At 62.6% G+C, this 19,951-nt stretch carries 19 protein-coding genes; 10 read left to right on the forward strand and 9 right to left on the reverse strand.

The window, feature by feature from the left end:
* Positions 1-69: 69 nt before the first annotated feature.
* The 4 genes from ASC86_RS16910 to ASC86_RS16925 all read left to right on the forward strand — a co-directional run bounded on the left by ASC86_RS16910 (position 70) and on the right by ASC86_RS16925 (position 4,985).
* Positions 70-792, forward strand: coding sequence for an ABC transporter ATP-binding protein (locus ASC86_RS16910; RefSeq protein WP_056323652.1), 723 nt, complete (start codon positions 70-72; stop codon positions 790-792).
* Positions 789-3,344 carry an ABC transporter permease gene (locus tag ASC86_RS16915; RefSeq protein WP_056323656.1) on the forward strand — a complete coding sequence of 852 codons (2,556 nt, stop codon included), beginning with the start codon at positions 789-791 and terminating at the stop codon, positions 3,342-3,344. The genes ASC86_RS16910 and ASC86_RS16915 overlap by 4 nt, the downstream gene beginning before the upstream one ends.
* A 222-nt stretch (positions 3,345-3,566) precedes the next feature.
* Positions 3,567-4,310 (forward strand): Bax inhibitor-1/YccA family protein, encoded by a 744-nt coding sequence (locus ASC86_RS16920; protein WP_056323659.1) that lies wholly within the window; start codon positions 3,567-3,569, stop codon positions 4,308-4,310.
* A 117-nt stretch (positions 4,311-4,427) separates the two neighbouring features.
* Positions 4,428-4,985, forward strand: a complete 558-nt coding sequence (locus ASC86_RS16925; RefSeq protein ID WP_056324281.1) for a GNAT family N-acetyltransferase — start codon at positions 4,428-4,430, stop codon at positions 4,983-4,985.
* 4 nt (positions 4,986-4,989) lie between these two features.
* On the opposite strand, the gene ASC86_RS16930 is transcribed toward ASC86_RS16925, so the two are convergent.
* From ASC86_RS16930 to acnA, 3 genes are all read right to left on the reverse strand, one after another.
* Entirely contained in the window at positions 4,990-5,388 is a 399-nt protein-coding gene (locus tag ASC86_RS16930) for a DUF2794 domain-containing protein (RefSeq protein WP_056323662.1), read from the reverse strand.
* 396 nt (positions 5,389-5,784) lie between these two features.
* Positions 5,785-6,477, reverse strand: coding sequence for a thioredoxin family protein (locus tag ASC86_RS16935; RefSeq protein WP_244477640.1), 693 nt, complete (start codon positions 6,475-6,477; stop codon positions 5,785-5,787).
* A gap of 365 nt (positions 6,478-6,842) precedes the next feature.
* A complete protein-coding gene (gene acnA / locus ASC86_RS16940) occupies positions 6,843-9,533 on the reverse strand; it encodes an aconitate hydratase AcnA (protein WP_056323668.1) in 2,691 nt (896 codons plus the stop codon).
* Between the two features lie 265 nt (positions 9,534-9,798).
* On the opposite strand from acnA, the gene ccmA reads away from it, so the two are divergent.
* From ccmA to ASC86_RS16960, 5 genes are all read left to right on the forward strand, one after another.
* Positions 9,799-10,440 carry a heme ABC exporter ATP-binding protein CcmA gene (ccmA, locus tag ASC86_RS16945; protein WP_056323670.1) on the forward strand — a complete coding sequence of 214 codons (642 nt, stop codon included), beginning with the start codon at positions 9,799-9,801 and terminating at the stop codon, positions 10,438-10,440.
* A gap of 304 nt (positions 10,441-10,744) precedes the next feature.
* A complete protein-coding gene (ccmB, locus tag ASC86_RS16950) occupies positions 10,745-11,404 on the forward strand; it encodes a heme exporter protein CcmB (protein ID WP_056323673.1) in 660 nt (219 codons plus the stop codon).
* Between the two features lie 60 nt (positions 11,405-11,464).
* Positions 11,465-12,226: a heme ABC transporter permease gene (locus tag ASC86_RS16955; RefSeq protein WP_056323676.1), complete on the forward strand. Its 762-nt coding sequence runs from the start codon at positions 11,465-11,467 to the stop codon at positions 12,224-12,226.
* A 3-nt stretch (positions 12,227-12,229) separates the two neighbouring features.
* The gene (gene ccmD, locus ASC86_RS25360; RefSeq protein WP_082510264.1) at positions 12,230-12,397 is read left to right on the forward strand and encodes a heme exporter protein CcmD; all 168 of its coding nucleotides are present in this window, start codon (positions 12,230-12,232) and stop codon (positions 12,395-12,397) included.
* Positions 12,394-13,005, forward strand: coding sequence for a DsbE family thiol:disulfide interchange protein (locus ASC86_RS16960; RefSeq protein ID WP_056323678.1), 612 nt, complete (start codon positions 12,394-12,396; stop codon positions 13,003-13,005). Before ccmD ends, ASC86_RS16960 begins: the two co-directional genes overlap by 4 nt.
* A 16-nt stretch (positions 13,006-13,021) precedes the next feature.
* Here ASC86_RS16960 and ASC86_RS16965 read toward each other — a convergent pair whose 3' ends face one another.
* The 6 genes from ASC86_RS16965 to dapF all read right to left on the reverse strand — a co-directional run bounded on the left by ASC86_RS16965 (position 13,022) and on the right by dapF (position 18,540).
* Entirely contained in the window at positions 13,022-13,408 is a 387-nt protein-coding gene (locus ASC86_RS16965; RefSeq protein ID WP_056323681.1) for a hypothetical protein, read from the reverse strand.
* A 76-nt stretch (positions 13,409-13,484) separates the two neighbouring features.
* Positions 13,485-14,069, reverse strand: coding sequence for a DUF2585 domain-containing protein (locus tag ASC86_RS16970; protein ID WP_244477641.1), 585 nt, complete (start codon positions 14,067-14,069; stop codon positions 13,485-13,487).
* Positions 14,070-14,074: 5 nt separating this feature from the next.
* Positions 14,075-14,707, reverse strand: coding sequence for a septation protein A (locus tag ASC86_RS16975; RefSeq protein ID WP_056323687.1), 633 nt, complete (start codon positions 14,705-14,707; stop codon positions 14,075-14,077).
* 90 nt (positions 14,708-14,797) lie between these two features.
* Complete coding sequence (gene ftsY, locus ASC86_RS16980; protein WP_056323690.1) at positions 14,798-16,354, reverse strand: signal recognition particle-docking protein FtsY; 1,557 nt, start codon at positions 16,352-16,354, stop codon at positions 14,798-14,800.
* Positions 16,355-16,369: 15 nt separating this feature from the next.
* A complete protein-coding gene (gene mtaB / locus ASC86_RS16985; protein WP_056323693.1) occupies positions 16,370-17,644 on the reverse strand; it encodes a tRNA (N(6)-L-threonylcarbamoyladenosine(37)-C(2))-methylthiotransferase MtaB in 1,275 nt (424 codons plus the stop codon).
* Positions 17,641-18,540: a diaminopimelate epimerase gene (dapF, locus tag ASC86_RS16990; protein ID WP_056323695.1), complete on the reverse strand. Its 900-nt coding sequence runs from the start codon at positions 18,538-18,540 to the stop codon at positions 17,641-17,643. The genes mtaB and dapF overlap by 4 nt, the downstream gene beginning before the upstream one ends.
* 178 nt (positions 18,541-18,718) lie before the next feature.
* Between dapF and ASC86_RS16995 the strand changes: the two genes are divergently transcribed.
* The gene (locus ASC86_RS16995) at positions 18,719-19,942 is read left to right on the forward strand and encodes an argininosuccinate synthase (protein ID WP_056323699.1); all 1,224 of its coding nucleotides are present in this window, start codon (positions 18,719-18,721) and stop codon (positions 19,940-19,942) included.
* Positions 19,943-19,951 lie beyond the last annotated feature (9 nt).

Genomic DNA, 19,951 nt, shown 5'->3' on the forward strand with positions numbered 1-19,951 from the left:
TCGTCCCTAAGTCGGCGGAAGATCGAGCCTTCCGGGGCAATGAATATTTTACATATAGGATGGATTTCCTTGGCAAGAACCATGATCGCGCTGAAAAATGCGGACCTCACCCTCGGCCAGGCCGCGGCCTCGGTTCATGTGCTCAAGTCCATCAGCCTCGAGATCGACGCCGGCCAGTCCGTCGGCATTATCGGCCCCTCCGGCTCAGGCAAATCCACGCTGCTCATGGTGCTGGCGGGGCTCGAAAAGCTCGATTCCGGCGAGATCGTCATCGATGGCACGCCGCTGCACGGTTTGAGCGAGGATCAGGTGGCGGCCTTCCGCGGCCGCAATATCGGTATCGTCTTCCAGTCCTTCCATCTCATTCCCAACATGACAGCGCTCGAAAACGTCGCCGTGCCGCTGGAGTTGGCCAATGTGCCCGGCGCCTTCGACATCGCCCGGCGCGAGTTGGTGTCGGTCGGCCTCGGCGAGCGACTTTCCCATTATCCCGGCCAGCTTTCCGGCGGCGAGCAGCAGCGCGTGGCCATCGCCCGCGCGCTCGCGCCTTCACCAAAACTGCTGATCGCCGACGAGCCGACCGGCAATCTCGACGCCGAGACCGGCCGGCAGATCGCCGACCTGATCTTCTCCAAGCAGGCCGAGCGCGACATGACGTTGGTGCTCGTCACCCATGATCCGGTGCTGGCCGAACGCTGCTCGCGGCAGGTTCAGGTGCGTTCGGGCGAGATCGTCTCCCATGGCCGCAGCGATGAGCACGGCTCTTCCCGCCCGGAAGCGCTGTCAGCATGAGTTCCCCGATATCATCGGGCGGCTTGCGCCTTCCTCTCGCCTTTCGGCTGGCGTTGCGCGAAATGCGCGGGGGCCTTCGGGGTTTTTACATTTTCCTTGCCTGCATCGCGCTCGGCACGGCGGCGATCGCGGGCGTCAATTCCCTCTCGCAATCGATTACCCGTTCGATCGCGTCGCAGGGGCAGGAACTGCTGGCCGGCGACATCCGCTTCGAGCTGAACAATCGCCCGGCAAACAAGGACGAGCGCGCCTTCATCGACAGCCTCGGCGACGTCTCCGCATCCGCCGGTCTGCGCTCCATGGCGCGGCTGCCGGATGGCTCCAATCAGGCGCTGGTCGAGCTGAAGGCCGTGGATGACGCCTATCCGCTCTACGGCGCGCTGAAAAGCGAGCCGCAAGCGCTCTTGGCCGATATGCTGGCGACAAAGGGCGACCGACACAATGCGCTGGTTGCGCCGCTGCTGCTGGACCGGCTCGGCATCGCCGTCGGCGACGAACTGCTGCTCGGCAAGGCGCGCATCGTCATCGCCGGAACGATCGTCACGGAGCCGGATGCGTTGTCCGACGGTTTTGGCTTCGCACCGCGCCTGCTCGTTTCCGCCGATACGCTTGCGGCTTCCGGCCTCGTGCAGACCGGCAGCCTCGTCGAATATGCCTACAAGGTGAAGGTGGGCGACCCGACATCCGTGCCGGCCCTCGTCAGCCAGGCGCAGGAAAAATTTCCGCAGGCCGGATGGTCGATCCGTACCAGCCGCAACGCCGCGCCGGCGCTGACGTCGAATATTACCAGGTTTTCGCAATTCCTGACGCTTGTCGGCCTGACGGCATTGATCGTCGGCGGCGTCGGGGTGGCGAATGCCGTGCGTGCCTATCTCGATTCCAAGCGCGGCGTCATCGCCGCCTTCAAGTGCCTGGGCGCACCGGGTTCCCTGATCACGACGATCTATCTGATGCAAATCCTGATGATCGCCGCGATCGGCATCGTCATCGGCCTCGTTCTCGGCATGCTGATCCCCTATGTGGCCGCGCAATTCCTTGCGGGCTTGCTGCCGGTCTCGACCGAGTTCGCGCTGTACCCGTCCGCCCTTGGCCTTGCAGCCCTGTTCGGTGTGCTGACGGCGCTCGCCTTCGCCTTGCTGCCGCTCGGTCGGGCGCGCAACGTGCCTGCTACCGCGCTGTTTCGCGAACAGAGTTTCGAGCCGCAGGCATGGCCGCGTTGGCCCTATCTGGCGGCCGCAGCCGCCTGCCTTGTCGCGCTGGCAGGACTTGCCGTGTTTACCGCCTATGACCGGACGATCTCGCTGACCTTCCTGGGCGCCATCGCTTTTTCCTTCGTCGTGCTGCGCGGCGTGTCCGTTGTCGTCGCCTTCCTCGCCAGACGGGCGCCGCGCGTGCGGTCGCCGGCGCTCCGGCTCGCCATCGGCAATATCCATCGCCCCGGCGCACTGCCCCCCTCCGTCGTTCTGTCGCTCGGCCTCGGACTGGCGCTGCTGGTGACCCTCGCTTTGATCGACGGCAATCTGCGCCGGGAGTTGACCAGTAATCTGCCCGAACGGGCTCCGAACTTCTTCTTCGTCGATATCCAGGGCACCGAGATCGAGGGCTTCCGCACTCTGCTGCGGCAGAACCTGCCGGAAGGCAAGATCATCGAGGTGCCGATGCTGCGCGGCCGTATCCTTGCCTTCAACGGTGAGGACGTGACCAAGATGACCGTGCCGCCGGCCGGCCAATGGGTTCTGCGCGGCGATCGCGGCATCACCTACGCGAAGAACCTGCCGGAAAATTCGTCTCTGAGCGAAGGCCAGTGGTGGGCGGCCGACTATTCGGGCGAGCCGCTCGTTTCTTTCTCGGCCGAGGAAGCCTCCCAGCTCGGCCTCAAGATCGGTGATACCGTCACCGTCAACGTGCTCGGCCGCAACATCACCGCCAAGATCGCCAATTTCCGCCGCGTCGAGTGGGAATCGCTGTCGATCAACTTCGTCATGGTGTTTTCGCCCAATACCTTTGCCGGGGCGCCGCATGCATGGCTCGCCACCGTCATCGATCCCGGCGCGACGGCGGCGGAGGAGGCAACGACGCTCCGGGCGATCACCAACACCTATCCGACGATCACCAGCGTCCGCGTGAAAGATGCGCTCGATATAGTCAACGAACTCGTCGGCCAGCTGGCGACCGCGATCCGCGCCGCAGCCGCCGTCGCACTCGTCGCCTCGGTTCTGGTGCTGGCGGGCGCCTTGGCGGCAGGCAACCGGGCGCGCGTCCATGACGCCGTCGTCCTGAAAACGCTCGGGGCGACGCGAAAAACGCTCATCCGCGCCTTCTGCTACGAATATGCCATCCTCGGCCTTTCGACCGCCATCTTCGCGCTGTTTGCCGGCGGCGTTGCGGCATGGTTCGTCGTCAGCCGGATCATGACGCTGCCGTCGCGCTTCCTGCCCGACGTCGCCATCGGGACGATCGTGCTGGCGCTGGTGGTGACGGTCGGCATCGGCCTTGCCGGCACATGGCGCATCCTCGGGCAGAAGGCCGCACCCGTGCTGCGGGAATTGTGAATCGATTACAAATCGTTAACGTTGCGGCCGAAAAGCGGTTTCCCGTCGCTTTTCGGCCGATTCGTCCGTGCAATGGCCTTGTGCCAACCCTGTTTCGACATCATATTCCTAGGCAGGCATGCTGGAGCCCCGCAGCGGCGCCCGGACCCCACGAACGTCTCTTCAAAGAGATGCCGGGGTCCGAACACCGTCATTTCATCCGGGGCTTATTAAGAGGAACCAATGTCTGATCCTAGAAACTACCAAACCCGGATGTCGCCTGCCGGCGCACAGGCGGGGGCCGTCATCGACGAAGGCCTGCGCAGCTACATGCTCAGGGTTTACAACCTGATGGCCCTTGGTCTGGCGATCACCGGCATTGCGGCCTATGCGGCCTTCAGCCTTGCATTTGCCGACGGTCAGCTGACCGCCTTCGGCCAGGCGATCTATGTGAGCCCGCTGAAGTGGGTCGTCATGCTCGCCCCGCTGGCGCTCGTCTTCTTCCTGAGTTTCCGCATCAACTCGATGAGCGTCTCGTCCGCGCAGATGACCTTCTGGGTCTATGCCGGCCTGATGGGCCTCTCGCTGTCGTCGATCTTCCTGATCTACACCGGCCAGAGCATCGTCCAGACCTTCTTCGTCACCGCCGCCTCGTTCGGCGCGCTGTCGCTGTTCGGCTACACGACGAAGCGTGACCTGTCGGCCATGGGCTCGTTCCTGATCATGGGTCTCTTCGGCCTGATCATCGCCTCGCTCGTCAACATCTTCCTCGCCTCCTCGGCTCTTGATTTCGCGATCTCGGTCATCGGCGTGCTGATCTTCGCAGGCCTTACCGCCTGGGACACCCAGAAGATCAAGGAAATGTACTTCGAAGCCGATGGCGCCGAGGTTGCCGGCCGCAAGGCGATCATGGGCGCGCTGACGCTCTACCTCGACTTCATCAACCTCTTCCTGTTCCTGCTGCGTTTCCTCGGAAACCGAGACTAACCGGACCGGAAAAGTTTAGAGGAAAAGGCGGCTTCGGCCGCCTTTTTCATTTGGCCGTTGCGCGAAGTCGCAAGGACGATATGAAGGATGGATCATCCCTATCCAGCCGAACTTGCCATGTCCTTTTTTCTCCGCGATGCTTCTCTCAGCGATATCCCGGCCATATCGGCGATCTATCGCGAATCGGTCCTGAACGGGGTGGCGAGCTATGAGATCGATCCGCCCTCGGAAGCCGACATGGCCGGCCGCTTCTCATCGATCGTGGCCAGTGGCTATCCCTATATCGCAGCGGTCGATGCGGACGGCGCGCTTCTCGGCTATGCCTACGCCTCCGCCTTCCGCACCCGCCCGGCCTATCGCTTTCTCGTCGAGGATTCGATTTATCTCGCGCCGGAAGCCCGAGGCCGGGGCGTCGGCAAGGCGCTGCTCACGGAGCTTATCGCCCGCTGCACGGCGCTTGGCTTTCGCCAGATGGTGGCGGTGATCGGCGGCGCTCATCCCGCTTCGGTGGCGCTGCACCGGGCGCTCGGCTTTGCGGAAAGCGGCACCCTGAAGGGCGCAGGCTACAAGCACGGCCGCTGGCTCGATACGGCGCTGATGCAACTCGAACTTGGCGATGGCCTGCGGACGGAGCCGGAAACGGGACGCTATCCCGATACGCTCTACAGGCGCTGACGGTTCAGGATTTGACGAGCTTCAGCAACTTGTCGAACACCTTCAGCACCTGTTTCAGCTCGTGGCCGCGTTTCAGGATCATGCCGTGGGTATTGACGACGCTGTAGGCGCCTTGCTTTGCGGCAAGTTTGGGGTTCTTCTCGATGCGGTAGAGCGGCATTTCGCCCGAGCGCTTGAACACCGAAAACACCGCCTTGTCGCTGAGATGATCGAGCGCATAATCGCGCCATTCACCCTCGCCCACCATGCGGCCATAGACCCAGAGGATCTGGTCGAGTTCGGTGCGATGGAAGGTAATGGGCAGCGGCTCCCTGGCGCCGCGGTAGCTGTTGAGATCGACCACGACATCCGTTTGTCGCGCCGATCGCGTTTCGCCGTCGTGCAAATCCGGCTCATCAGTCATCAGGTTTCCGGCCTTTTATTGTGACAGGACGGTTACAGTTTGCCTAAGCTCTGTCGAAAAGCAAGCCGGGGAGGGTCTTTCGGGGGATCACCCGCAGTTTTTCAGGCACTGCCGCATTTCAGCCAAAACCACGCCCCAATTGCACGAAACACTCCGCCGCGCAGATGTCCGGTTCCCTACTTCAGCCGTGCATCCGCCGCTCGCGCAAGGGCTTGAGTACCGCCCTTTCCGCGACACCGATCCGCTGCGCCGTCCCATTCGTGCCGTCCGGCACGCGGCCGCGGATATCGCGTCCATCCCGGCTTCCGCGCCGGATGGAGGCGCGTTCGGTCCGGCAACCTCGAATCCCAAGCCCCAGCCCCCTCGATGTTGCCGGACCGGCTTTTCGGAAGAGCTTCAATTCTTCGCGGCCGTCGCCGGACCTTCAGCGGCGGAATGGAGCATCGTCGCACCGACGATCGGCCCCGGCGTCTCGCCATCCTTCATCCGCTGCAACAGCACGGCGCAGCCGCCATTGCGGCTCTCGTCGAGCACGGTCGCCGGCAGCACGAAGCTTGCCGGCTTTCCGTCCCACATGCCGATGGTCTGCACGTCGTTGACAGAATGGAGATAGGAAATCGTCTTGCCGCTGTTTTCTCCCTTTTCAACGTTTACCTGCTGCTGGCGATTGAAATAGGCGACGACGACATTGGCCTTGCCGTCACCGGAGCCGACCTGGATATCGATCTCGTCGCCGCGGCGCGTGGCGGTCACTGGCACCGTCATGCCCTTGCCTGCCCTATCGAGGGTAGCGACCTTGCCGCGAATGCCCGGAAGATCGGCGCCGTTGAGATGGGCGCGACCGTTGATGACGGCTTGGGGCGTATAGACGCCGCTGCGGCCCAGCATGCGCGCATAGGCATATTGGCGGGCGGTATTTTCCTTGGAGCCCATGGTATCGGCCCAGCCGAGATAGTTCCAATAATCGACGTGATAGGCGAGCGCCACCACCTTGCCCTCGTCGATCAGGTTCTTCAGCGCCGCATCGGCCGGCGGACAGGAGGAACAACCCTGGCTGGTGAAAAGCTCGACGACGCCCGTTGGCGACATCACGTCGCCCGCAATCACCGGCAGGGCCGCAAGCCCGAAGGCTGAGCCGACAAGCAGACGGCGGAGATGGCGTGACAAAGGCATCAGGTTTCAAGTCCCGGACGGCATCAAGAGGTGGCCCCTACATACGCCCCCAAGCTTTCAACAGGAAGTCACGTTGGAGTGAAACTCAAAGCCCTCCCGAAAAGTGAACATGAAAAAGCCGGGGCGCAAGGCCCCGGCTCAGATTGGTGGCAAAACCCGAAACTCTCCCTTCCGTCATGCTCGGCCTCGAGCCGAGCATCCATCCGCCTCTCTATTTGATCAGAGGCTGGAAGATCCTCGGGTCAAGCCCGAGGATAACGCAGAAGGTGGGGTGACCCCACTTAGGCAGCGAGATCGCGCAGAACGGTCTGCAGGATACCGCCATTGTTCATGTAGGTAACCTCATCGAGCGTATCGATGCGGCAGATCAGCGGCACGTCCTTCACCGAGCCATCGCCATAGGTGATCTTGGCGACGCGCTTTTCACGCGGCTGGACATTGGCGAGGTTGTCGATGGTGACGAGTTCGTCGCCCTTGAGGCCGAGCGATTCCCAGGTCGTGCCTTCCTCGAAGACGAAGGGCACGATGCCCATGCCGACGAGGTTGGAACGGTGGATACGCTCGAAGGACTGGGCGATGACGGCTTTGACGCCGAGCAGGTTGGTGCCCTTTGCCGCCCAGTCGCGCGACGAACCGTTGCCGTATTCGACGCCGGCGAAGATAACGAGCGGAACGCCCTCTTCCTTGTACCGCATGGCCGCATCGTAGATCGACATCTCTTCCTTCGACGGATAGTGGATGGTGTAGCCACCTTCCTTGCCGTTCGGGCCGAGCATGTGGTTGCGGATGCGGATGTTGGCAAACGTGCCGCGCATCATCACTTCATGGTTGCCGCGGCGCGTGCCGTACTGGTTGAAGTCGGCAACGGCGACGCCGTGCTCGGTGAGGTAGGCACCCGCAGGCGATGCCGCCTTGATCGAACCGGCCGGCGAAATGTGGTCGGTGGTGATCTTGTCGCCGAACAGGCCGAGGACGCGAGCGCCCTTGATGTCGGAGATGCCCGAACCGGTCTTGCCCATGCCGACGAAATAGGGCGGGTTCTGCACGTAGGTCGAGTTGTCGTCCCAGGCATAGGTCTGGCCGGCCGGAACCTGAACCGCCTGCCAGTTGGCATCGCCCTTGAACACGTCTGCATACTTCGACGCATAAAGCGCACGGGTGACGTATTTCAGGATGAACTCCTGGATTTCCTTGGAGGTCGGCCAGATGTCCTTGAGGTAGACCGGGTTGCCGTTCTGGTCTTCGCCGATCGGGTCCTTGGTCAGATCCTTCTGCACCGTGCCGGCCAGCGCATAGGCGACGACCAGCGGCGGCGAAGCCAGGTAGTTCGCCTGAACGTCCGGCGAGATGCGGCCTTCGAAGTTACGGTTACCGGAGAGCACGCCGGCGGCGATCAGGCCCTTGTCGTTGATCGTCTTCGACACCGGCGCCGGCAGCGGGCCGGAGTTGCCGATGCAGGTCGTGCAGCCGAAGCCGACGAGGTTGAAGCCGAGCTTGTCGAGGTCGGCCTGCAGGCCGGACTTGGCGAGGTATTCGCCGACGACCTGCGATCCCGGTGCCAACGAGGTCTTCACCCACGGCTTGGTCTTCAGGCCCTTGGCGACCGCGTTGCGGGCAAGCAGGCCGGCAGCGATGAGCACCGAGGGGTTCGAGGTGTTGGTGCACGACGTGATGGCGGCAATCGCCACGTCGCCATGGCCGAGATCGAAATCCGTGCCTTCGACCGGATAGCGGTTATGCAGCTGTCCGGGCTTCTTGTAGTCGCCTTCGAGCGCGGTCGCGAAACCGGACGCGATGTTTTCGAGCGGGATGCGGCCTTCCGGACGCTTCGGGCCGGCCATGGCCGGTACCACGTCGCCGAGGTCGAGTTCGAGCGTGTCGGTGAAGACCAGCTCGGAGCCGTCATTGTCGCGCCACATGCCCTGCGCCTTCGAATAGGCTTCCACGAGAGCGATGCGCTGCTCTTCGCGGCCGGACATGGTGAGGTAGTTGATGGTTTCCGAATCGACCGGGAAGAAGCCGCAGGTCGCGCCGTATTCCGGGCCCATGTTGCCGATGGTGGCGCGGTCGGCGAGCGTCATGTTATCGAGGCCGGTGCCGAAGAATTCGACGAACTTCGAAACGACGCCCTTCTTGCGCAGCATCTGCACGACCATCAGCACGAGGTCGGTCGCGGTAACGCCTTCCTTGAGCTTGCCCGTGAGCTTGAAGCCGATGACCTCGGGCAGGAGCATGGAGACCGGCTGGCCGAGCATGGCCGCTTCAGCCTCGATGCCGCCGACGCCCCAGCCGAGAACGCCGAGACCGTTGATCATGGTCGTGTGGCTGTCGGTGCCGACGCAGGTATCCGGATAGGCGATGATTTCGCCGTCTTCTTCCTTGGTCCAGACGGTCTGTCCCAGATATTCGAGATTGACCTGGTGACAGATGCCGGTGCCGGGCGGAACCACGCGGAAATTCTTGAAAGCCTGCTGGCCCCACTTCAGGAAGCGGTAGCGCTCGCCGTTGCGCTGATATTCCAGCTCGACGTTGCGGGCGAAAGCGTTCGGCGTGCCGAATTCGTCGACGATGACGGAGTGGTCGATGACGAGATCGACGGGCACCAACGGGTTGATCTTTTCCGGATCACCGCCGAGCGCCTTGATGCCGTCACGCATGGCGGCGAGATCGACGACGGCCGGAACGCCGGTGAAGTCCTGCATCAGCACGCGGGCCGGGCGATAGGCGATTTCGTTTTCCTCAAGGCCCTTGTTGTTCAGCCATGCGGCAACGGCAAGGATGTTTTCCTTGGTGACCGACCGGCCGTCTTCGAAGCGCAGCAAGTTTTCGAGCAGCACCTTCATCGAATAGGGAAGCTTGGAAACGCCCGGCAGACCGTTCGCTTCCGCCTTCGGCAGGCTGTAGTAGACATAGTCTACGCCGTTCACCGAAAGCGTCGAACGACAATTGAAACTGTCAAGGGATTTGGACACTGGATGATACCCCGTTCCGTCTGATCGCCAAAAGCTGACGCGCGAACGCCCGAGCGCCAGGAAAGCGCGAATTGGGATGCGGGTACGGCCATTTCCGCTGTCCGCACGTGGAAGTCATTCCATGTTCGGCGCTAGGATGAAATTCACGCCGACCGCTGGCGTGTTGGGGCGGTTATAGATAATTTCGCAGAAACGTGCCAGACCAACATTCCTCAAATTGAGACAATTTTTTTGCATTGCGACGAACGTCGTAAAAGGATGATGAATGCCCCTCAGCCTCACCGCCGCGGGACTCGCCGCCAAGCGCGGCGAGGACCTGATTTTCAAGGATATTTCCTTCGTTCTCGACGCCGGGGAAGCCTTGATCGTCACGGGGGCGAACGGGTCCGGCAAATCGACGCTGCTGCGCGTCGTGGCGGGTCTTCTGACGCCCGAGGAAGGCACCGTTTCGGTGACCGGCGCGGCACAGGACATCGGCCATCCACGCGAACTTTGCCACTATCTCGGCCACCGCAACGGCATGAAGCGCGAGCTCACGGTGGAGGAAAATCTCGCATTCTGGAAAAGCTTCATGGGTGATTCGCCCGGCGGTTCCGGCATGAGCGTTTTCGAGGCAGAAGAGGCAGTGGGACTGCCGGGCATCGGGCATCTCCCGTTCGGCTATCTCTCGGCTGGCCAGCAGCGGCGCATGGCCATGGCCAAGCTTCTCGTAGCCTGGCGGGCGATCTGGATTCTCGATGAGCCGACGGCGGCGCTGGATGCGGCATCGGACCGGATGTTTGCGGGGCTGGTGAGGGCGCATCTGTCGAAAGGCGGGATCGCACTTGCGGCGACGCACCAGCCGTTGGGGCTGGAGAATACGCGCAGGCTGGAAATGCGCGGCTTTGAATTTGCGGAGGTGGAGTGATGGCAAGCATTGTGCGTGCAGCCTGTATTCCCCTTGAGACGGTGCTGCCGCCTATGGACGTGCGGCAAACTCTATCATCCCCTCTCCCCGCCTGCGGGGAGAGGGTTAGGGTGAGGGGCAAAATTCTCTTCCCCGAGAATGTCGAGAGTAAGCCCCTCATCCGCCCTTCGGGCACCTTCTCCCCGCGAGCGGGGAGAAGGGAAAGCAAGCTGCACTTTTCGTATACAATCGTCCTGCCTGCGAATGGAAGGAGGCCCGACAGGGCAGAGGGGGGTAAAACCCTCCCCACGACAGGACCTCACCCATGACCGCCCTTTTCCTCCGCGACATCAGGCTCGCCGTGCGTGCCGGCGGCGGGGCCATGATCGGGGTTCTGTTTTTCCTCACCGTCGTCGCCGTCGTGCCCTTCGCCATCGGCCCGGACCTCAACCTGCTCTCCCGCATCGGCCCGGCGATCCTCTGGATCGGCGCGCTGCTCTCCTGCCTGCTCGGTCTCGACCGCCTGTTCCAGGCCGAGCGCGAGGATGGCTCGCTCGACCTGATGTTGATGCAGGAGACGCCGCTGGTCCTGACCGTGCTCGTCAAATGCGTCGCCCACTGGATGGCCTCCGGCCTGCCGCTGGTGCTTGCCGCCCCCCTGCTCGGGCTCTTCATGAACATGGATAGCCTCGCAATCGGCGCGACGATGCTGACGCTGCTGGTCGGTACGCCGGCCATCACCTTCATCGGTGCGGCCGGCGCGGGTGTCGCCGTCGCCCTGCCGCGCGGCGGCCTGCTCGTGTCGATCCTCGTGCTGCCGCTCGCCATTCCCGTGCTGATTTTCGGCGTCAGCGCCGCCTATGCGGCGGTGCAGGACCCCGCACCTTTCCTGCCGCCGCTGATGATCCTGATCGCCATCACTCTGTTTTTCGCTGTCATCGGCCCGGTCGCGGCGGCCGCGGCGCTACGATCTTCGTCGGATTGACGCAAATGTGATTGACCCCGATCAATTGAAGCAGGAGCCGATCCGCGTTAAAGAACCGTCATGACCGACAACAGCCTCGCCATCCGAAAATTCAGCGACCTCGCCAACCCGACGCGGTTTCTGGCGCTTGCCGCGCGCCTGCTGCCGTGGCTGATCGGCGCGACCGTGCTGTTTTTCGTGGCCGGGCTCACTCTCGCTTTCACGACCGAGGGCGACTACCAGCAGGGCGAAACCGTACGCATCATGTACATCCACGTGCCCGCCGCCTGGCTGTCGATGATGTGCTACACGGTGATGGCGATCTCCGCGCTCGGCACCCTCGTCTGGCGCCATCCGCTCGCCGATGTATCCGCCAAGGCCGCAGCCCCGATCGGCGCGGCCTTCACGCTGATGGCGCTGATCACCGGCTCGCTCTGGGGCAAGCCGATGTGGGGCACATGGTGGGTTTGGGATGCGCGCCTCACCTCCGTCTTCGTGCTGTTCCTGATGTATCTCGGCCTGATCGCCCTCAACCGGGCGATCGACGAGCCGGGCAAGGCGGCCAAGCTCTGTGCCATCCTCATCCTGATCGGTTTCGTCAACATCCCGATCATCAAATTCTCGGTCGAGTGGTGGAACACGCTGCACCAGCCGGCCAGCGTCGTGCGCCTCGACGGCCCGACCATCGATCCCGAATTCCTGCGGCCGCTGCTGGTGATGGCTGTGGCCTATACGTTGCTGTTCTTCACCCTGCATATCGCCGCCATGCGCAACGAGATCTGGCGCCGCCGGGTCATGGCGCTGCGCCGGCAGGCAGCCCGCAGCATCGACCGGGAGGCTTGAGCCATGTCGCCGCATGTCGCCTATGTCGCCGCAAGCTATGCTGCCGCAGCGGTTCTCATCCTCGCGCTGATCGGCTGGGTCTTCCTCGACGGCCGCGCCCGTCGGCAGGAATTGAAAAAGCTGGAAGAGGCCGGCGTCCGCCGCCGCTCCGAGACCAAACGGACATCATGACCGAAGAAAACCGAACCACCGGCGAGACTGCCGAACGGCCGGGCAAGGCGCGCTACGCGCTGGCGCTGTTGCCGCTTGCCATCTTCGGCGGCCTTGCCGCAATCTTCTGGAGCCAGCTCGATTCCGGCCGCGACATCAGCGAAATTCCCTCCGCCCTCATCGGCACCAAGGCCCCGAGCCTCGATATGCCGCCGCTGGAAGGGGCAACCCTTGCCGGCGCACCGATGCCCGCGCTCACCGATGCCGCGATCAAGGGCAAGCTGACCCTCGTCAACGTCTGGGCCTCCTGGTGCATTCCCTGCCGTGAGGAAAACCCGATCATCCTTGAACTGTCGAAAGACCCGCGCCTGCAGGTGGTCGGAATCAACTACAAGGACAAGACGGAGAACGCGCTGAGCTTCCTCGGCGAACTCGGCAATCCGTTCGCAGCGATCGGCGTCGATCCGCGCGGCAAGGCGGCGATCGACTGGGGCGTCTACGGCATCCCGGAATCCTATCTCGTCGGCGCCGACGGGACGATCCTCTACAAGCGTGTCGGCCCGTTCGACGAACGCAGCCTGAAGGACGGCCTCTCTCCCGCCATTGAGAAAGCATCCACCGCGAAATAGGATGCGGTAGGGCAGCTTACCAGGAATTGGCTCCGATCTTCTTCTTTCCCTGGAAGACGTCCACATGATTGGGCGAGGTGAGACGCCACGTCTCACAGACTTCCTTGCCCTTGTCCAATCCGGCCCAGGTGCGGCAGAACTTGTCCCCCTGAATGTGCCATGTGCCGGATATGGTGATCACATCGCCGCCGTCTGTTTTCGCCGACCCTTCTCCCTTTCCGTCTGCGGAAAGGTTCAGGGTGCCGGTATAGCCCATGCCCTTGCCGCCAAGCGCGAGCGTCTTGCCGTTTCCAAGAAGCTCTTTCAAATCCGCTGCCTTCAACGTTTTATCGGCCGCATCGGCCGGATGCAGGCCGAGTATCGTTGTCAGGACGGCCAACAGCATGGCGGATACGATGCGCATGATCCCCTCCCAAGAAAATATGCGATTATTTTAGATTTCTATAATCTAAAGCACAAAAGGTGCGGAGACAACGGCTTTAAAGAGCACCCTGCCAGGCCTTCACCGCATCCAGCGGATAGACCAGCATCAGCACGTTGAGCGTGAGGTTGTCGCGGATCAGCCAGCCGGTGAAAAGCTCGAAGACGATGGCGACAGTCAGCGTCACCAGCACCGGCATGCGCCGGGCAAAGAAGAAGCCGACGACCATGAAGACGGTATCCATCGCCGAATTCAGGATGCTGTCGCCGTAATAATCGAGCGAGATGGTCGCCGTGCGGTAGCGGTCGATGATGAGAGGCGAATTCTCAAGCAACTCCCAACCGCTCTCGATCAGGAGCGCAAACAGCAGCCGCGCCGCGAGCGGCTTGCCGCGAAACAACAGATGCGCGATGCCGTAGAAGATGAAGCCGTGAATGATGTGGGACGGCGTATACCAATCCGCCAGATGCTGCGAATTGCCGGGGCTGTTCACCACCGGCTCGAACAGTTTGACGTAGCCGCAGGTGCAGATCGGCGTGCGGCCCATCCAGTATTCGACAAGCACCTGAAGGAGCAACACCGCGACGCAGGCAATGAGCCAGAATGTCGTCTGCCGCGTCGACCTGTCATGCTCCGGCGAGATGGCGCTCACGCTTCGGTATCCTGATCGAGCGAATGCTTCATGATGACGGGCATCTGGGCGAGCGTGAACAGGATGGTGATCGGCATCGTGCCCCAGACCTTGAAGGCCACCCAGAAATCCGTCGAGAAATTGCGCCAGACGACCTCGTTGAGGATGGCGAGGAAGACGAAGAAGATGCCCCAGCGGATGGTGAGCTTGCGCCAGCCGGCCTCATCCAGCCGGAAGGCCGTGTGGAAGACATAGCCGAGCAGCGATTTGCCGAACAGCAGGCCGCCGAGCAGGATGGCGCCGAATAGCGAATTGACGATGGTCGGCTTCATCTTGATGAAGGTGTCGTTCTGCAGATAGAGCGTCAGCGCGCCGAAGATGAAGACGACGATGCCCGAGATCAGCGGCATCATCGGCAGAGTCCGTGTCAATATCCACGACACGGTGAGCGCGATCGCCGTCGCCGCCATGAACAGGCCGGTGGCGATGAAGATCGGACCGCCAAGCTCCGTCAGCGCCGGAAAATGGGCGCCGAGCCATTCGCCCCTGGAATTGGCGAAGAAAAACACCACCAGGGGCCCAAGCTCGAGCACCATCTTGAGCAGCGGGCTGATTTCCTTGCGCGGCTTTGCAGCCTCGATCGACGACATTGCTGTTTCCTTGGCAGACTATCCGGAAAGATCGCGGGGGCGCGGTCTCACCGGCAATAACATCAGCAAAACGGCAAAACTATATCCGGGTCAATGGGCGATGCCGGCAATCGCCTCGGCAAAATCCTTGGCCTCGAACGGTTCGAGATCGTCAACGCCTTCGCCGACGCCGATGAAGTAGACCGGCAGCTTGTGCTTGGCCGAGATGGCGACGAGGATGCCGCCGCGCGCCGTGCCATCGAGCTTGGTCATGATCAGGCCGTTGACGCCGGCGACGTTGCGGAAGATTTCGACCTGATTGAGCGCATTCTGGCCGGTCGTCGCATCGAGCGTCTGCAGCACCGTATGGGGCGCATCGGGGTCGAGCTTGCCGAGCACGCGGACGATCTTTTCGAGTTCCGCCATCAACTCCGTGCGGTTCTGCAGGCGGCCGGCCGTATCGATAATCAGCACGTCGCTCTTCTTCAGTTTCGCTTGCTCGAAGGCCTCATAGGCAAGGCCAGCGGCATCCGCGCCGAGCTTCGAGGAGACGATGTCGGATTTGGTCCGCTCCGCCCAGATCTTCAGCTGCTCGATCGCTGCCGCGCGAAACGTGTCGCCGGCGGCGAGCATGACCTTGAGGCCGGCGCCGGACAGTTTGGCGGCCAGCTTGCCGATGGTCGTCGTCTTGCCGGTGCCGTTGACGCCAACGACGAGGATGACATGCGGCTTGTGGGAAAGATCGAGCTGCAGCGGCTTTGCGACCGGCGACAGAACCTTGGTGATTTCGGCGGCCATGATGCGCGACACGTCTTCGCCGGTCACATCCTTGCCGTAGCGTTCGGAGGCCAGCGTATCGGTGACGCGAAGGGCAGTCTCGACGCCGAGATCGGCCTGGATCAGCAGGTCTTCCAGTTCCTGCAGTGTGTCTTCGTCAAGCTTACGCTTGGTGAAGAGCGCGGCGATCTGGCCGGTGAGCTGCGAAGAGGTGCGGGCAAGGCCCTGCCGCAGGCGCTGGAACCAGCTGAGTTTTGCCTTCGGCGCCTCTGCGACGGGCTCGATAACGGCTGGGGCAGTCGCAAAGCCCTTGGGAAGCACAGGCGCGGCGGCATCTTCCGTCTGATCTCCCCCCTTGAGAGGGAGATGTCCCGAAGGGACAGAAGGGGGTAAATCCGCCTCGTCTTCAAAAGCTTCGGTTTCTGGAGTCTCGACCGCAATATCAGAAAATGAGGAGAGTTCTTCACCCCCCTTTGCCCTGTCGGGCATCTCCCCCTCAAGGGGGGAGATCGCAGGAGGCGCTTCTTCCGCTTTTGCCTCTACCGCAGCTTCTGCTTCCAGAAGCGATAGCGGGGTCACCCCGAGATCGCCGATCTGCTCAGCGGCGGGCAGCGGCAGGGCTGCTTCGATTTCTTCTTTTAAAATTTCGGCTTCTACCGCAAGGATATCGTCAGCGGGACCGCCCGCCGTCTCCATCTCCTCGGCAAGCACCGGATCGGCCGCAAGCGGCAGATCTTCTTCACGCGAATGCGGCTCCAGCTCCGCCTCGACCGCACTCAGCTCTTCCGGCGAGAGCGGCTGCGGCGCAGCTTGATCCGCGACCCGCGGCTCGCCCTCGGCGGGCTTGTCCTTGCCGAAGGTGAAAACCCTTTTGATGAAGCTCAGCGCCATTGTCTGTCCGTATCATCAGGCCGCGTCGGCGGCCGTCAATTGCATTTCGAGATGCTTGCCGTTGTGGCCGGTGATCCGAGCCGACACCATCTCGCGCGGTGCAAGGCCTGGGGTGGCGACAAGGGTGAAGTTTTCCGTATGGGCCAGCCCGTTGTTCTCGACGAGCAGCCATTGCTGCGTTCCCACCATGCTGTCAAGATGGGCTTCGCTCAGGCGAAGTCCAGTGGCGCGCAGCCTTGCCGCCCGTTCCTTGATCACGGCGCGGTCGAGCTGCGGCATGCGGGCTGCCGGCGTTCCCGGTCGCGGGCTGTAGGGAAAGACGTGCAGATGGGCGATGCCGGCCTCTTCCGCGAGGCTCGCGGCATTGGCAAACATCTCCTCGGTCTCCGTCGGAAACCCGGCGATCATATCCGCGCCAAAACTCGTTTCCGGGCGAAGACGGCGAACGTCCTCGACGAAACGCAGTGCATCGGCGCGCGAATGCCGGCGCTTCATCCGCTTCAGGATCATGTCGTCGCCATGCTGCAGCGACAGATGCAGGTGCGGCATGAAACGCGGCTCATCGGCGATCAGGTCCATCAGATGCCGGTCGGCTTCGATGCTGTCGATGGAGGAGAGCCGCAGGCGACGGATATCCGGCACCTGCTTCAACAGCGTCTTGGCAAGCAACCCGAGCGTCGGCTGGCCCGGCAAGTCGGCGCCGTAGCTCGTCGCATCCACCCCCGTCAGCACGATCTCGCAATAACCGCTCTCGATCAGTTTTCGCGCCTGATCGACCACCGCCCCCATCGGCACAGAGCGGGAATTGCCGCGGCCATAGGGGATGATGCAGAAAGTACAGCGATGATCGCAGCCGTTTTGCACCTGCACGAAGGCGCGCACATGGCCCTCGATCAGCTTGACCATCTGCGGCGCGGTTTCGCGCACGCTCATGATGTCGTTGACGCGAAGCTTTTCTTCCACTGACACGCCGAAATCCGGCAGCGCACGATAGGAGGCACGCTTCAGCTTTTCCTCGTTGCCGAGAACGGCATCGACCTCCGGCATGGCGGCGAAGGTTTCCTTCTCCGTCTGGGCCGCACAGCCGGTGACGATGATGCGGGCATGCGGATTTTCGCGCCGCGCGCGGCGGATCGCCTGCCGCGCCTGCCGCACCGCCTCGCCGGTCACGGCGCAGGTATTCACGAGAATGGCGTTGTTCAGCCCCGCCTTCTCGGCCTCGCTGCGCATGACTTCGGATTCGTAGGTGTTAAGGCGACAGCCGAAGGTTATGACATCGACGCCGCTCACAGCGCCTTTGCCTCGGCCTCGCGGCTGAAGGCGCCGGTTGCCGGATCGACCGTGCCCGACCATTCCCATTCGGCCGGCCCGGTCATGATCACATGATCGTCGCGCTCGCGCCATTCGATGGAGAGGATGCCGGGCGGGGTGGCGCTGGCAACGCGAATATCGACCTTGCGGCCGGTGCGGCCGGTGCGGGCCGCGCTGACGGCGGCGGAGCAGGCGGCGGAGCCACAGGCAAGGGTAAGGCCGGCACCGCGTTCCCAGGTGCGGGTGGTGAGCGAGGTCGGCGAGGTCACCTCAGCCAGCGTGATATTGGCGCGCTCGGGGAACATGGGATGGTTTTCGAGCAGCGGCCCGAAACGTTCGAGATCGAAGGACATGACATCGCGATCGACCCAGAAGATCGCATGCGGATTGCCCATCGACATGACGGACGGCGAATGCAGCACCGGCGCATCGATTGGCCCGATCTGCAGCTCGATGCGGCTGGTATCGTGGAATTCTTCGGAAAGCGGGATGCGGCTCCACTCGAAGACCGGCGTGCCCATATCGACGGAGATGGTGCCGTCCTCATGCTCGACGGCATTCAGGATGCCGGCGACGGTCTGGAAGGTGAAAGCCTTGCGGCCGGTTTCAGACGCCAGCGCCTGTACGACGCAACGCGTGCCGTTGCCGCAGGCCTGCGCCTTGGTGCCGTCGGAATTGAGGATATCGATGAAGGCATCGGTGCCGTCGGCCTTCGGATCATGGATCGCCATGATCTGGTCGAAGCGGGTCTCGGGATTTGCATTGAGCGCGATCGCCGCTTCCGGCGTCACGCGATCTCGCCGGCCGCGCATATCGACGACCAGGATCTTGTTGCCAAGCCCGTTCATCTTCGCGAATTCGACCACATCCGTCATTGCCATCGTTCCATGCTGGTTTCTGGGGTCTATATGGCGGAAATGCGCTGGAATTACCAGTCATGCAGCATCGCGCCCGATTCCGGGGCGAGAAGCCTTGCACCATCCGGCAATCTCGCTAAAAGTGCCGCTGATCTTTTCCGGCCCCGCGCCCTTAACGACCAGACGGACATCTATCATGGCATCGCACAAGCAAGTGAAAAAGGTCGTTCTCGCCTATTCCGGCGGGCTCGACACCTCGATCATCCTGAAATGGCTGCAGACGGAACTCGGCGCCGAAGTCGTGACCTTCACCGCCGATCTCGGCCAGGGCGAGGAGCTTGAGCCGGCGCGCAAGAAGGCCGAGATGCTCGGCATCAAGGAAATCTACATCAAGGACGTGCGCGAAGAATTCGTGAAGGACTTCGTCTTCCCGATGTTCCGCGCCAATGCCGTCTATGAAGGTGTCTACCTGCTGGGCACCTCGATCGCCCGCCCGCTGATCTCCAAGCACCTGATCGACATCGCCCGCGAAACCGGCGCCGACGCCATCGCTCATGGCGCAACCGGCAAGGGTAACGACCAGGTTCGCTTCGAGCTTTCAGCTTACGCCCTGAACCCCGACATCAAGATCATCGCCCCTTGGCGCGACTGGTCGTTCAAGAGCCGCACCGACCTGCTCGCCTTTGCCGAACAGCACCAGATCCCGGTCGCCAAGGACAAGAAGGGCGAGGCTCCCTTCTCCGTCGACGCAAACCTCTTGCACTCCTCTTCCGAGGGCAAGGTTCTGGAAGACCCGGCCGTGGAAGCTCCGGAATACGTGCACATGCGCACCATTTCGCCGGAAGCAGCACCCGACAAGGCGACCATCATCAAGATCGGCTTCGAGCAGGGTGATGCCGTCTCGATCAACGGCGTGCGCCTTTCGCCGGCGACGCTGCTGGCCAAGCTCAACGATTACGGCCGCGACAACGGTATCGGCCGCCTCGACCTCGTGGAAAACCGCTTCGTCGGCATGAAGTCGCGCGGCGTCTACGAGACCCCCGGCGGCACGATCCTGCTTGCCGCGCACCGCGCCATCGAATCCATCACGCTCGACCGGGGTGCAGCCCACCTCAAGGACGAGCTGATGCCGCGTTATGCCGAGTTGATCTATTATGGCTTCTGGTTCTCGCCGGAGCGCCAGATGCTGCAGGCGGCGATCGACCTCAGCCAGAAGGATGTCGAAGGCGAAGTGACGCTGAAGCTCTACAAGGGCAACGTCATGACCATCGGCCGCGAGAGCGAAAAGTCGCTCTATTCCGACAAGCTGGTCACCTTCGAAGACGATCAGGGCGCCTACGACCAGAAGGACGCCGCCGGCTTCATCAAGCTCAATGCGCTGCGCCTGCGCACGCTGGCCGCCCGCAACCGCGACAAGTAAGTTCGCGTA

Source organism: Rhizobium sp. Root1212, from assembly GCF_001424985.1.
Taxonomy (GTDB): domain Bacteria; phylum Pseudomonadota; class Alphaproteobacteria; order Rhizobiales; family Rhizobiaceae; genus Pararhizobium.